This window comes from Lactobacillus sp. VURO6/B1 (VP7) (assembly GCF_058139575.1).
The window spans coordinates 20,661-34,577 of the sequence record NZ_JBVOWJ010000006.1; the positions used below are offsets into that span (position 1 = coordinate 20,661).

At 36.5% G+C, this 13,917-nt stretch carries 11 protein-coding genes; 2 read left to right on the forward strand and 9 right to left on the reverse strand.

Annotated elements, in window-relative coordinates:
• Window positions 1-938 precede the first annotated feature (938 nt).
• A complete protein-coding gene (locus tag ACZ2M0_RS04250; RefSeq protein WP_034979176.1) occupies window positions 939-1,298 on the forward strand; it encodes a helix-turn-helix domain-containing protein in 360 nt (119 codons plus the stop codon).
• Window positions 1,299-1,340: 42 nt separating this feature from the next.
• Here ACZ2M0_RS04250 and ACZ2M0_RS04255 read toward each other — a convergent pair whose 3' ends face one another.
• The 4 genes from ACZ2M0_RS04255 to parE form a co-directional block, all read right to left on the reverse strand.
• Complete coding sequence (locus tag ACZ2M0_RS04255; RefSeq protein WP_490058649.1) at window positions 1,341-2,270, reverse strand: manganese-dependent inorganic pyrophosphatase; 930 nt, start codon at window positions 2,268-2,270, stop codon at window positions 1,341-1,343.
• Window positions 2,271-2,397: 127 nt separating this feature from the next.
• On the reverse strand, window positions 2,398-3,333 hold the full coding sequence (locus tag ACZ2M0_RS04260; protein ID WP_490058650.1) for a LysR family transcriptional regulator: 936 nt from the start codon (window positions 3,331-3,333) through the stop codon (window positions 2,398-2,400).
• Window positions 3,334-3,473: 140 nt separating this feature from the next.
• The gene (gene parC, locus ACZ2M0_RS04265) at window positions 3,474-5,927 is read right to left on the reverse strand and encodes a DNA topoisomerase IV subunit A (protein WP_490058651.1); all 2,454 of its coding nucleotides are present in this window, start codon (window positions 5,925-5,927) and stop codon (window positions 3,474-3,476) included.
• 15 nt (window positions 5,928-5,942) lie between these two features.
• Window positions 5,943-7,901, reverse strand: a complete 1,959-nt coding sequence (parE, locus tag ACZ2M0_RS04270) for a DNA topoisomerase IV subunit B (RefSeq protein ID WP_490058652.1) — start codon at window positions 7,899-7,901, stop codon at window positions 5,943-5,945.
• Between the two features lie 97 nt (window positions 7,902-7,998).
• On the opposite strand from parE, the gene plsY reads away from it, so the two are divergent.
• A complete protein-coding gene (gene plsY / locus ACZ2M0_RS04275; protein ID WP_223901776.1) occupies window positions 7,999-8,634 on the forward strand; it encodes a glycerol-3-phosphate 1-O-acyltransferase PlsY in 636 nt (211 codons plus the stop codon).
• 161 nt (window positions 8,635-8,795) lie between these two features.
• Here the strand turns inward: plsY and ACZ2M0_RS04280 are convergent, their stop codons facing one another.
• The 5 genes from ACZ2M0_RS04280 to trmFO are packed head-to-tail and all read right to left on the reverse strand — an operon-like array spanning window position 8,796 to window position 13,904.
• Entirely contained in the window at window positions 8,796-9,686 is an 891-nt protein-coding gene (locus ACZ2M0_RS04280; RefSeq protein ID WP_490058653.1) for an aldose 1-epimerase family protein, read from the reverse strand.
• A gap of 18 nt (window positions 9,687-9,704) precedes the next feature.
• The gene (hslU, locus tag ACZ2M0_RS04285) at window positions 9,705-11,114 is read right to left on the reverse strand and encodes an ATP-dependent protease ATPase subunit HslU (protein WP_490058654.1); all 1,410 of its coding nucleotides are present in this window, start codon (window positions 11,112-11,114) and stop codon (window positions 9,705-9,707) included.
• 21 nt (window positions 11,115-11,135) lie between these two features.
• Window positions 11,136-11,660 (reverse strand): HslVU peptidase proteolytic subunit, encoded by a 525-nt coding sequence (hslV, locus tag ACZ2M0_RS04290; protein WP_490058655.1) that lies wholly within the window; start codon window positions 11,658-11,660, stop codon window positions 11,136-11,138.
• Window positions 11,657-12,586: a site-specific tyrosine recombinase/integron integrase gene (xerA, locus tag ACZ2M0_RS04295; RefSeq protein ID WP_223901779.1), complete on the reverse strand. Its 930-nt coding sequence runs from the start codon at window positions 12,584-12,586 to the stop codon at window positions 11,657-11,659. Before xerA ends, hslV begins: the two co-directional genes overlap by 4 nt.
• A gap of 1 nt (window position 12,587) precedes the next feature.
• Window positions 12,588-13,904: a methylenetetrahydrofolate--tRNA-(uracil(54)-C(5))-methyltransferase (FADH(2)-oxidizing) TrmFO gene (gene trmFO, locus ACZ2M0_RS04300; RefSeq protein ID WP_223901780.1), complete on the reverse strand. Its 1,317-nt coding sequence runs from the start codon at window positions 13,902-13,904 to the stop codon at window positions 12,588-12,590.
• Window positions 13,905-13,917: the final 13 nt, after the last annotated feature.

Below are 13,917 nucleotides of genomic sequence, written 5' to 3' on the forward strand. Positions count from 1 at the left end.
TTTAAGATAAAATCAACCAACGATATTACTTTTAAAAGTACTAAAATCGATTGACCTCAAACTACTTATTAATAAAAATACGAATTAAAAATTAAATTGATTAATAATTCTTGGGAAGCTCACAGGCAGCTAAATGATCAATTATACATTAATTTTAATTTTAATGAGCTCTCAAGTGACCAGAGGCAATCTAAAAGCTAAAAGCAAAATTGTTTTGTGTAATTGAATCCTGACTCATTCTGATGGACTATCTTTCAAATTTTTATTTTACTTTACATAATATATATTATACGAAGTTGGATAATGCTAAGTTACAACCACCTTTTATCACTATTTCTTAGTTTATCAGCTCTGTTTATATAGCTGGATCAGTAGTTCATACGCACAATTATCCCATCTCAAATTTCTTAAAAAGTTTATCATGACAAACAAAAGTTGACATTCTGCGAAAATCTATAATTTCATTTTTATACAAAATAATACTGATTACTTATAACTTTAAAAATTAATATGATTACCCGGTCCTTTTCTTATCCATATTAGTTGATTTATTTAAAGTTTCTACGTTACAAGTGTAAAAATATAAATAAAAGCGCTTTCTATCATAGATAAATATATAAAAAATCTAGATTTTAATTTTTTTACTTAAGCGCTTTTCTCCCTTCCACTCCAGCAAGCGAATGCACGCTTTGATATAATATTTGCCACTCTTTCCTTTTTCACTTTAAGTTTAATTATTTGGAGCCTTTTTATTTTATTTTTCCAAAAAATAGCTTACAATACTATGTGGGGTATAGTTTAAAACATTTAGTTTGAGTATAATTTTGCCAATAGCAAGTGTTTTATTCATTATTATTTTTGTTTTACTGTTTATTTCTATAATTAATCTGTTATTATAGAATATGGAATTATTTTTTTGAAAGGGTTGAATTTATTCCATGAGTATAAATTTAGGAAAAGAAATATGTCGCAGGCGGCGTGAACAAAAGTTGACCCAGGAAGATCTCGCTGAATTAAGTGATTTATCGGTTAACTTTATTTCTCGCTTAGAACGTACAAAAAATCAAAATATTAGTATTCAAAAGCTAGACTCCATCGCCAGAGCTTTAAATACAACTACGCCAGATATTATCATGAATGCTTACCGCTTTAAGGAAGTTAAGGTGGAAAATCATCAAGATAATACTCCTGTATTTATTAAGAAGGTTCTTAATGAACTTAGAAAAATGTCACCTGACAAAGCTGAGAGAGTATGTAAATCATTCATTATTTTGGCTAAGGAAATTAACAAAGACTAAAAAAAGCACGAAATAGTTAAAATCTATTTCGTGCTTTTTAAATTACTTAAATGCTTCAGTTAATGGTGGAACAACTTGTTTTTTCCTTGAAACAACTCCAGGTAAGTTGATTTCCGAATCTTTAACTTCACCAAATGCTTTTTCAAATGATGCTACGGCTTCATTTGAACCTATAACTAATGCGGTTGAGTCTGAATCGAGTACATTAGTTATAAGCAACATAAACAAATCATAGCCCTCTGAATTTGCTGAATCTTTCATTGTCTTTAAGAAGGCTTCTTTGCGTTCAAGTGCTTCTGGTAAATCAACTACATTAATTTGAGCTACGCGGACATTCTTACCATTTAATTCAAATGATTTTGCATCTAAATCAATCAGTTCTTCTTCCGATTTACTTGCTATGTTAGTCCCTGCTTTTAGTTCTTCCAAGCCATATTTTTCGTAATCTACACCAGCAATTTCTGCAAGTTCTTTAACAGCTTTTTTATCCCTATCGGTAGTTGTAGGAGATTTTAGCAATAATGTGTCAGAAATGATGGCTGAAAGCATGATGCCAGCGATATTCTTAGGAATTTCAACTTTAAAATGCTTATAAAGACCAAACATAATTGTACTAGTGCAGCCTACAGGTTCAGCAAGATAAAATAAAGGCATACTGGTGTTAAAATTCATAATTCTGTGGTGATCAACAACATGTGTTACAGTAACCTGATCAATGTCTGATACACTTTGTTGTGGTTCATTATGATCAACGAGCATTACTTCTTTAACTTCATTTGCTGCTGTTTTGATTACTCTTGGTGCTTTAAAACCAAACTTTTTTAAAGCAAAAGCTGTTTCATCATTAGGTTCGCCTAAAGCAACCGCTTCTGTGTTGTAACCAAGCTTATTCTGCAAATATGAATAAGCAATTGCTGTACCAATTGCATCTGTGTCAGGATTTTGATGACCAAAGACCAATTCTTTTTCCATTAGATTTCCTCTTTTTCTTTTTAAAATTTTACTTTATTATAGTTTACCTAATAAAGGCTATTCTTGACAGAATAAATCATAAATTTTTCGTCTGACAGCAAAATTTTTACAAGATTATTTAACAACGTCAGGCTTCTAAAAATTTCTTAAATTCTTTCAAAAAGTTCTGTATACGTGGAACTTCTCTTTTCCCTTTGCGATAGATAAGCGAAATGTTAAGTTTCTTGATACCTTTTAAAAACACAGGTACTAAATTAATTTGACTTTGATTTAAGCTATAGTAAGAGTTACTTACAATTGTGTCATACCCTGTGTCTTGTGCTGTATCAACCATCTCTTTGGTGGAAGTGAAAGTTAATGGAACAGTCAAACCGTTTCTCGCATTCATCTTATTGCCAAGTTTGCCTTTAAGTATCTGAGTTAAATAAAAATTATCAGGATAAAGAACCCACTTTTTCCCTAAAAACTTAGAAACTGGATATGAACTACCTGCTTCAAGATTTTTATCATGAGTTAAGATGGTTAGCCTGTCTTGAGTAACTTTCATTAATTCATACTGGCTTTGTATATTTGACTGACTCTTTTTAGTGGTTTCAGGGAGATAAAGCATTGCTAAATCAACCAAATTATTGTCAAGATTATACCAAAGATCTTTACGATTAAAATATGATACGTTGATAGTTATATTGGGATAATTTTTATTGAACTCAACCAAAAATTTCCTAAGAAGTTCATAATTAATACTTTCTAAAACGCCAATTGCAATATTGCCTTTATCAGCTTGCGTAAACTCCTGTATATCACTAACAACAGAGTTAATAGTTCCAAGCAACTTGATTGCTCCAGTCTGCAACTGTTTCCCTGCTTCCGTCAAGTAAAGTTTTTTACCCATCTGACCAAACAACGGGGTTCCAATTGCATGTTCAATTTTCTTTATTTGCTGAGTTAAAGCCGGTTGGGTAATACCAAGTATCTGAGCAGCTTGGGTGTAGTTCATGGTATCAATTAATTGCAAAAAATAATGTAAGGATTTGGTTGAGAGTATTGTATCTGTTTTAGGCATAAGATTATTCCTTCTATCTTAACAATAATGTTGCTCTATTTATATGCTATTATCAATCAAAAACCCCTTTGTGTCAAAGTATTATTTAAAGCTGTTAAAGCACCTCCATAAATTATTGATATCATTAAATAAATAAAAAATTATTCAGCACCTAAAGGCCGACCCAACTTTATATTAACTGGCTGGCCATCACTTGTCGTATCCAAGACAAAAGAGCCGTTAGAATACCTATCACCGAGCGGATAATCTTTAGTTGAAAGTTTTATGTGCCGTTTACTTGTTGTTGTAATCAGCAGATTATGTTCTTGGCCATATGAAATAATTGCTGCAATACGGTGAGGTTTAGTTTTAAGTTCTCTTAAAACTAATACCCCTCGTTTGGCACGAGATACTTTATTGACTAATTCAGCTTTAAATTGTTTGAATGCTCCCCTTTGAGTAATTATACCGACGCGAATTAAGTCAAGATAATCAGGATTTATTACTACATATGAAACTACATAGTCATCATCCTTTAAATTCACAGATTTTACTCCAAATGATTTTGCACCTGATGCTGGAATTTCAGTTAAATCATAACGAACTGCATAGGCTTTATGCGTAAATAAAATAATTTCATTATTGCTATCAGGTTTTACTAAATCAACACGAATAATCCTACTGTCTACTTTTTTCATTTTCATTGCAGTAATGGCACGTGAACGATAAGTTCTAGTAGGCTGGAGATTACTTAGTTCCAACTGTTTTATATAACCATCATTAGTTGCCATTAAAAAGTTTAATTTTTGATTTAATTGGTCAAAGTCAAAAACGCGAATAATATTTTCATCCTCGCTTAAGCCAATTTCTTGAGATAAGTGTTGGCCTGTTTCTTTCCACTTAGTTTCGACTAACTCATTTACTGGTCTATAAATGACATTACCACGGTCAGTGAACAGATATAGATTTGTTAACGTGGACAATGTCTTTTCAAAAACAACATCATCCCCACTCGGCAAACCATTATCCTCATCATCGCTTGACTGCCAGGAACGAAGAGACGATCTCTTCAAGTAACCGTCACGACTGATTAAAACGCGTACTTGCTCATCTGCCACTAATGCTTTTTCATCAATTTGAATCTTAGCGGTTTCAGATGAAATTTCAGTGCGCCGTGGATTGCCAAATTCCTTCTTAACTGTCGTTAATTCCTTAATTATTTCCTTTTCTAAAATCTTTTTATTAGACAAAAGTTCTTTAAAACGAGCTATTTTTTTATTCAGCTCGCTTTGCTCTTTAACTAAAGCATTAACGTCAGTATTGGTTAACCTGTACAATTGTAAAGACACAATTGCCTCAGCCTGCCGAGCAGTAAACTTAAACTTGTCTGATAGATTTTTCTTTGCTTCCGCCTTATTTTTAGAAGCTCGGATAATCTTAATTACTTTGTCCAGGATATCCATGGCATGGATCAAACCTTGAATAATTTCCAGACGCTCTTCTGCTTTATTTAAATCAAACTTCGTCCTCTTGATTACTACGTCTTTTTCATGTTCTAAGTAAGAAGACAGTATATGTTTTAAACCAACTTGCATTGGTGTCATATGGTCAATGGCAACCATATTAAAATTATAGGAAACTTGCAATTCAGTATTCTTGAATAAATAATTCAGAATATTTTGTGCATCAGCCCCCTTTTTTAATTCCACTACAATTGATAAACCATGACGGTCAGTTTCATCACGCACTTCTGCTATGCCGTCAATTTCTCTATTAAGACGGATTTCATCCATTTTCTTAACTAACAGGGCTTTATTAACAGCAAAAGGTATCTCCGTGATGACAATTTCTTCGCGATGCCCTCTTATTTCCTGAATTGAACTTTTTGCTCTTACCTGAATGCGTCCTCGTCCTGTTTCATAGGCTTCACGTAATCCCTTTTGCCCTAAAACAATCGCACCTGTAGGAAAATCTGGGCCTTTGACAAAATGCATTAGATCATCAAGACTGGCATCAGGATTCTTTAGCAAATAAATAGTAGCATCAATTACCTCAGTTAAGTTGTGCGGTGGAATTTCAGTTGCGTAACCAGCCGAAATACCCGTCGAGCCATTAACTAATAAATTAGGGAATCGAACAGGTAAAACCGTTGGCTCATACTCAGTGTCATCGAAGTTCAAAACCATGTTGACTGTATCTTTATCAATATCTTGCAGTAACATGTTGGAAATCTTGCTTAAACGTGATTCGGTATAGCGCATTGCAGCGGGGCCATCGCCATCCATTGAACCGTTGTTACCGTGCATTTCAATTAGTGGTTCGCGCATTTTCCAGTCCTGAGAAAGGTGAACTAGGGCACCATAAATAGAACTGTCACCATGGGGATGGAAATTACCCATGATATTTCCTACAGCTTTGGCAGCCTTTTTAAATGGCTTGTCGTAGGTATTATTATCCTGGAACATAGCGTAAAGGATTCTTCTTTGCACCGGTTTTAAACCGTCACGAATATCCGGTAAGGCACGTTCCTGAATAATATATTTGGAATATCTGCCAAATCGCTCACCCATGACCTGCTCAAGGGGCATTTCACGAATTCGTTCTTTTATAGCCATCAATTAAAAACCTCTTTATTCATTTTCTTCTTCCAAAATTGAAGTGTTATCCCCAAGTCTGAACTTAACATTTTCTTCAATCCACTTTCGCCTGGCACCTGCTTTGTCACCCATTAGTGTGGTCACACGACGTTCAGCCAAGGCAGCATCATCAATTTTTACCCGAATAAGCAACCTGGTTTCTGGGTCCATAGTTGTTTGCCACAACTGTTCGGCATTCATTTCACCAAGACCTTTAAAGCGTTGTAAAGCATAACCACGACCCATTCTCTTTTCATCGGCAGCCAGTTCTTCATCAGTCCAGGAATATTTTACCTGAGCCTTTTTGCCGCGCCCTTTTTGCAAACGATAAAGAGGAGGTAAAGCAATATAGACTTTGCCATGCTCAATCATTGGTCTCATATACCGGTAGAAAAAGGTTAATAATAGAATCTGAATGTGGGCACCATCATCATCGGCGTCCGTCATGATAATTACTTTATCGTAATTTGAGTCTTCAACTTTAAATTCAGCACCTACGCCGGCACCAATAGTGTAAATCATGGTGTTGATTTCTTCATTCTTAAATATGTCCTGGAGTTTTGCTTTTTGGGTGTTTAAAACTTTTCCCCGTAAAGGCAATATTGCCTGGAACTTACGGTCTCGACCCTGCTTTGCGGAACCTCCGGCCGAGTCCCCCTCAACTAGAAATAATTCATTTTTCTTAGGGTTGCGTGATTGAGCTGGTGTTAATTTGCCGGAAAGAACCTCTTTTTTGCGCCTTTTTTTACCGTTTCTACTTTCGTTACGAGCTTTTTTGGCGGCTTCACGCGCATCCCTTGCTCTTTGTGCCTTTTTCACCAGCTCTTGAGCCAGTTCACCTTTTTCCATTAGGTAATAAGACATTTTTTCATAAACGATGGCATCAACAACTGATCTGGCTTGAGGAGTACCCAGTTTACCCTTTGTCTGCCCTTCAAATTCCAGTAACTCTTCTGGAATTTTAACTGATAATACGGCACTTAGACCTTCACGGTAATCAGAGCCATCAATATTTTTGTCTTTCTTACCTAACAGTCCTTGTTTTTTGGCATAGTCATTAAAAGCACGAGTAAAGCCAGTTCGTGCACCTACTTCATGACTGCCACCATCTGATGTACGCACATTATTTACAAAAGAAACCAGGTTTTCGGAATAACTGTCACTATATTGTCCGCTAAACTCAACCTCAATTTCGTCCTGTTTACCGGAAAAATAAAAAATATCGCTTAAAGTATCTTTACCCTCATTCAGATAGGATACAAATGCTTTAATACCATCATCATATTTAAAATCATCATGATGTTGGGGTTCTCGTTCATCTACTAAGACAAAGCGCACACCTTTAAGCAAGAAAGCTGATTCACGTATGCGTTCTTGAATAGTTTCATATTTATATTTAATAGTCGAAAAAATTTTCTCATCTGGTCTAAAAGTAATGGTGGTACCTGTAGGTTCCATAGTTTTGCCTAAGCGCTTCAAGGTGCCAATGGGGTAACCACCATCTTTAAACTCTTCTTCGTATGCGATGCCATCCCGTATAACTTTAACATCCATATAACTGGAAAGAGCATTAACAACAGAGGAACCTACTCCGTGAAGTCCACCGGAAGTTTTGTAATTTTGCTCGGTAAATTTACCACCAGCATGCAAGACGGTCAGGATGACTTCAATTGTGGGCTTGCCTGACTTATGCATACCTGTAGGCATCCCTCGACCAAAATCACGTACCGTTACACTGTTATCCTGATGAATTGTCACGTCAATTTCTTTACCAAATCCAGCCATTGCCTCATCTACTGAATTATCTACGATTTCATAGATAAGCTGATTAAGACCATGAACATCAGTTGATCCAATATACATACCTGGCCTTTTCCGTACAGCTTCCAGGCCATGAAGAATTTGAATTGATGAGTCATCATAAGAATTTGTTTTTTTACTTGTTTTTGCCAAATAGACTCCTCCAGTTAAAAATCATTTATTATTTTCATCCTCTTATTCTGTAAACTCTGATAAAATAGCATTAGACTTTAAGAGAGCAGGATTATCAATGATAAACTTAAATTTAATTCTGATATTTATTCTAGCATATTTAATAGGTTCGTTTCCCACAGGCGTGATTGTCGGCAAGATATTTTTTGCAGAAGATATTAGAAACTATGGCTCTGGCAATATCGGAACCACTAACTCTTTTCGCGTTTTTGGGCCACTTGCAGGTAGTCTAGTATTAATTGTTGATGTTCTCAAAGGAACGTTAGCCACAAATTTACCCAGAATTTTCCATATTAATGCTCCTAAATATTTTTTGTTAATATCAGGTGGTTTAGCAATTCTGGGGCACACGTTTTCCATTTTTCTCAAATTTAAAGGTGGCAAGGCCGTAGCAACCAGTGCTGGACTTTTTTTGGGCTACAACCTGAAATTTTTTGGTGTCTGCGCCCTCATTTTCTTGCCACTAGTTTTTATCACGTCTTATGTCAGTTTATCTAGTTTAATTGCAGTCGTCTTAATATTCATTGTAACCTTCTTTTTTCATGATGTTTTTCTGGAGATAATTGTGGGCTGCATCATGATTATCTTATTTATCCGCCACAGAAGCAATATTAAACGATTATTGCACCACCAGGAGAATATTATTCCTTTTGGCTTGTGGTACTGGTATAAAAAAAAGCACCATAAATTATAGTTGCATATTAGATAAATATGGCTAACAATTTCAGCTAGCTATTTTATTATAAACATAAGAACGCTTGTTCGCAAGAGCAATTTTTGTTGAAATTAATAAGACTGTAAAAAGGAAGCCCACGGGGGCTTCCTTTTTAATTTATATAATTTACTTATTAAAACTTATTCATCTTGATCATGAAAAGCCATACTAAAGCCAGCTGTAAAAGTATCACCAGCTTCAAGGTGATTCATGCCGTATTTGTCTTCCAATTTTTGGTTAGTATCAGTGCGATCAGCTATACCCCACCATGGTTCAATACAGACATAATCAGCAGTCTTAGGGAATTGGGACCACACACCGACAAAGGGAGCATCCCTTAACCAAACATTTACATGAAAGTTATTGGCATCCGTTCTTAAAGATATCCGATTGTCATGACCCCGCATTTGAAAAATCAAGGCATCATCTTTAAACAGATGATCACTTAGGGTAATCAAACTGTTAGTTGAGGCCAGCGATCGATTAGGCCAGTCTAAAAATGCTCCTTTAAGAGGAATACGAACGCGCGCACGAGAAGGCTTAGTACTAAAGTAAAAATCTTCCTTAGACAATGTTTTGCTTGTTGGAATGTTAAAGCCGGGATGTCCCCCAATGCCAAAAATCATTTCGCTATCTGACTTATTAACAACTGAAAAATTTTCTTCTAGTAGATTATTAAGCAGGTTATAGTTCACGCGCAACTCAAATTTAAATGGATAAACTTCCCTGGTCTTTGCAGAATCTGTCAGCAAAAAAGTGATGCTTTCGCCCGTATGTCGCTCAACTTTAAATTCTGAATCTCGTGCAAAACCATGTTGAGTTAAGTGGTATGTTTTGCCCTGATAAGTATATTCATCATTTTTAAGTTTTCCCACAATGGGAAAAAGTATGGGAGCATGCCTTTGCCAAACTTCAGGATTAGCCTGCCAAATATATTCATATCCGCTATGTAAACTTTTTACACTTTGCACTTCAGCACCCTTACTGGCAATTTCAACCTGTAAGATGCTATTTTTGATAGTGTAATTCATGCTTAATCATCACCTTTGTTAAAGAATGAACTTAGTTAAATCTTTATTTGTTATTATATCACTAAGTTTTTCGTTAACGTATGCTTCAGTCACCGTAATTTCGCCCATAGACATATCTGGACCTTCATACAAAACATCTTCCAGTAACTTCTCAAGAATTGTTGACAATCTTCTGGCACCAATGTTGTCAGTTCCCTGGTTTACGTCATAAGCAATTTGAGCAATCCGATCAACTGCTTCCTGTGTAAAGACTAATTTTATTCCGTCAGCTTTCATCAAGGCTACATATTGTTCTAAAAGTGAATCCTCAGGATCCTTGAGAATTTTAACAAAATCGTCTTTTGATAATGCATTAAGTTCGACCCTAATTGGAAAACGACCTTGTAATTCAGGAATTAAATCGCTTGGTTTGGATTCAGAAAATGCTCCAGCAGCGATAAAGAGAATGTGGTCAGTTGCTACAGGACCATATTTAGTTTGAACAGTTGAACCCTCTACAATTGGTAAAATATCTCTTTGCACACCTTCACGTGATACTTCACCGGAAGTTTTCTTATTGCCGGCAGTAATTTTATCTATTTCATCAATAAAAATAATGCCGTTATTTGCTGTACGCTCAATAGCTTTTTGATAAAGAGAGTCATAATCGATCATCTTGTGGGATTCTTGCTGAATTAATACTTCACGGGCATCTTTAACTGCTAAAGTACGTTTAATTTTCTTTTTAGGAACCAAATCGTTAAGCATTGAACTCATATCAATTCCCATTTGTCCCATCATGTCACCCATGGGATTTACTTTAGGAGCTTGTTCAACCTCGATAGTGACCTCTCTATTTTCAAGTAAACCCTTGTTTAGCTGCTCAGACACAGTAAGACGCTGATTACGAACATCATCGGTTATTTCTTCCTGGTCTGCGTCAGAGGACTGATTATTATTCTGACCTCCTGACATGAGCATTGACATCATATCTTGCCATTCCTGCATCTGATTTTTTCTTTTGTCCTGCTTGATTCCGGGAACAAGCAAACGTACTAAAATTTTGTTAGCCTCTTTAGTTGCTTGAGTGCGAACCCGGTCAAATTGATCTTTTTCTTCCATGCGCACTGCTTCATTTACTAAATCGCGCACCATTGATTCAACATCACGACCGACATAACCAACTTCAGTAAATTTGGTAGCTTCCACTTTGACAAATGGTGCATTAACAATCGCTGCTAATCTTCTGGCAATTTCTGTCTTCCCAACTCCTGTGGGGCCTGCCATTAACAGGTTTTTAGGTGTGATATCTTCCTGCATTTTTTTTGGCAGCTGCATTCTGCGATAACGATTATAAAGAGCCACAGCAACTGCTTTTTTAGCTTCATCTTGACCTATAATGTATTCATTAAGTAAATTAACAATTTGCTTTGGTGTTTTTGTTTCCATATTATTTTTCTGCCTCGTTTTTTACAATTCGTCAGTGATAATCTGATTATCAGTAAAAATATCAATTCCAGAAGCTATTTCAACAGCTTCATGAGCAATTTCGCTGGCACTCATATTGGACGAATGTCTGGTCATTGCAATGGCTGCAGCCTGAGCGAAGTTACCACCAGAACCAATAGCAACCACATTTTCGTCAGGTTCAAGCACTTCACCATTGCCAGAAATTAATAAAAGGTCCTTGTCGTTAAAAGCAATAAGCATGGCCTCCAGTTTTTGTAAAGTAGCATCTTTACGCCAGGCTTGAGCCATTTCCACAGCAGCTCTGCGCAAATCGCCCCCAAAAGCTTCTAATTTTCCTTCAAGCATGTCCTGCAAACTGACTGCATCGGCTACGCCTCCAGCAAAGCCAATTACAACCTGATCGTGATAAATTCGTCTAATCTTTTTAGCGGTAGATTTGGCAATTACTTTTTCACCCAAGGTTACCTGTCCATCTCCCGCAATTGCGGTTTTCCCATTAAATTTTACTGAACATATTGTTGTCATTTTTTTGCCTCGTCTTTCTTATCGTTGCGAGTAAAGTACTTTTCATAATTTGCCTGTAAGTGGCTCATAGTCACGTGAGTATATATTTGAGTGGTAGATAAATTATCATGACCCAAAAGTTCCTGTACACTGCGTAAATCTGCGCCGTTATTCAACATTGCCGTAGCAAAGGAATGGCGCAATTCATGCGGATGTACCTTACCGTTAATGCCAGCCTCATTAAAAATCTTTTGCATAATATATTCGATGCCACGATCCGTTAATGGTTTGCCTTTGTTATTTAGAAAAACATAATTTGAATCATCAGCACCGTTTACAAGTTGATTTCTACCATTTTCCCAATAATTAACAAAGGCAGCTTTAGTTTTATCATCAAACGCAACGTACCTGTCTTTATTACCTTTACCGTGTACCAAAATTATCTTTAAATCTAAATCTACTTGTTTTCTTCTTAAACTGCTTACCTCGCTAACCCTCATCCCAGTAGTATAAAATAATTCAATTAATGCCAAATTACGCAAAGTCAAGGGGTCATTTCCACTTAAAGAGTCAAATACCTGTTTCATTTCTGTTGCATAAAAAAACTGGGGCAATTTGCGTTCTTTAGTGCGCAAAACAATTGTTTGCGTTGGATCTATTTTAACAATTTTTCGTCTAGTTAAAAAGTGATAAAACGACCTGAGGCTGGACATTTTACGGGCTTGCGTCGAACGCGCTAATTTACGTTCTGTTAAGTTTTGTAAAAAAATTTCAACATCACGTCTATTTATTTTTGACCAACCATTAAAGCCGCCATTTTCCTGCCAAAATTTTTTTGCTTCCAGTAAATCCGTTTGATAAGACATTATTGTTTTGGGACTATATTGACGTTCAATACGCAAATATGAAGTAAACAGCTCTACCTGCTCATCTTTTTTAGCGTCCATCTTAATGCAGCACTTCCTGTTGAAATTCCTTAAGACATTCTAGACCGCGTTGGCTGATTTTTAAGTGGCGCTCTTTCTTGTTGCGCACTTTAGAACCTTCAAGTCCCGGAATTAATGCAAAACTGGCATTCATAGGTTGAAAATGCTTGATGTCAGCAGTAGTTACGTAATTAGCCATTGATCCTAAAGCTGTTAGTTTAGGAAAAGCAACCGGTTCTTGACCACTGGCTCTTCTAGCAGCGTTAATGCCAGAAACCAGGCCACTGCCAGCACTTTCAACATAGCCTTCAACTCCAGTCACTTGTCCCGCAAAAAACAATCCAGGTTGCTTTTTAGCCTCATATGTAGCAGATAATACGGCTGGTGAAGCCATATAGGTATTGCGATGCATTTTGCCGTATCTGATAAAACGAGCATGAGCCAGACCAGGAATCATGGAAAAAACTCGTTTTTGTTCACCATATTTCAGATGAGTCTGAAAGCCAACGATGTTATACATTGAGGCTACGGCATTATCTTGTCTAAGCTGAACAACTGCATAGGGAGTTTTTCCCGTAGCTGGATTTTCCAATCCTACAGGTTTAAGTGGACCAAAAAGCATAGTTTTCATACCTCTTTCAGCCATAACTTCAATCGGCATACAGCCCTCAAAAACATCACTGTTTTCAAAGCTGTGAACTTCTGCAGTCTCCGCACTAACCAATTCCCGAGCAAATCTTTCATATTCTTGCTTTGTCATAGGACAATTTAGATATGCAGCTTCACCTTTGTCATAGCGAGATTTCTTATAGACGATATCCATATCAATCGAATCAGCCGCAATTATAGGTGCCGCTGCATCAAAAAAGTGCAAACTTTCATTACCTGAAAACTTCTGTATCTCTTCCGCCAGTTTATCACTTGTCAAGGGGCCAGTAGCAATAATTGCAATACAATCTTGCGGAATCTGGGTAATCTCTTCGGTATGAAAATTAATATTTGACATTGCATTAAGCTTACTGGTCACATAATCACTGAACTGCTCTCTGTCAACTGCTAATGCTCCACCAGCAGGTACCTGGGAATGATCAGCAGCTGCCATAATAAGCGAATCAAGCTGCCGCATTTCTTCTTTTAATAAACCTACAGCATTAGATAACTGATTTGAACGCATTGAGTTTGTGCACACCAATTCAGCCAGCTTGTCTGTTTTATGCGCCGGGGTCATTTTTTTAGGACGCATTTCGTAAAAATCAACAGCAATTCCACGCTTTGCTAGTTGCCAGGCTGCCTCACTTCCGGCCAGACCGCCTCCAATTACAGTAACTTTTTCTGGCATATGATCATATTCC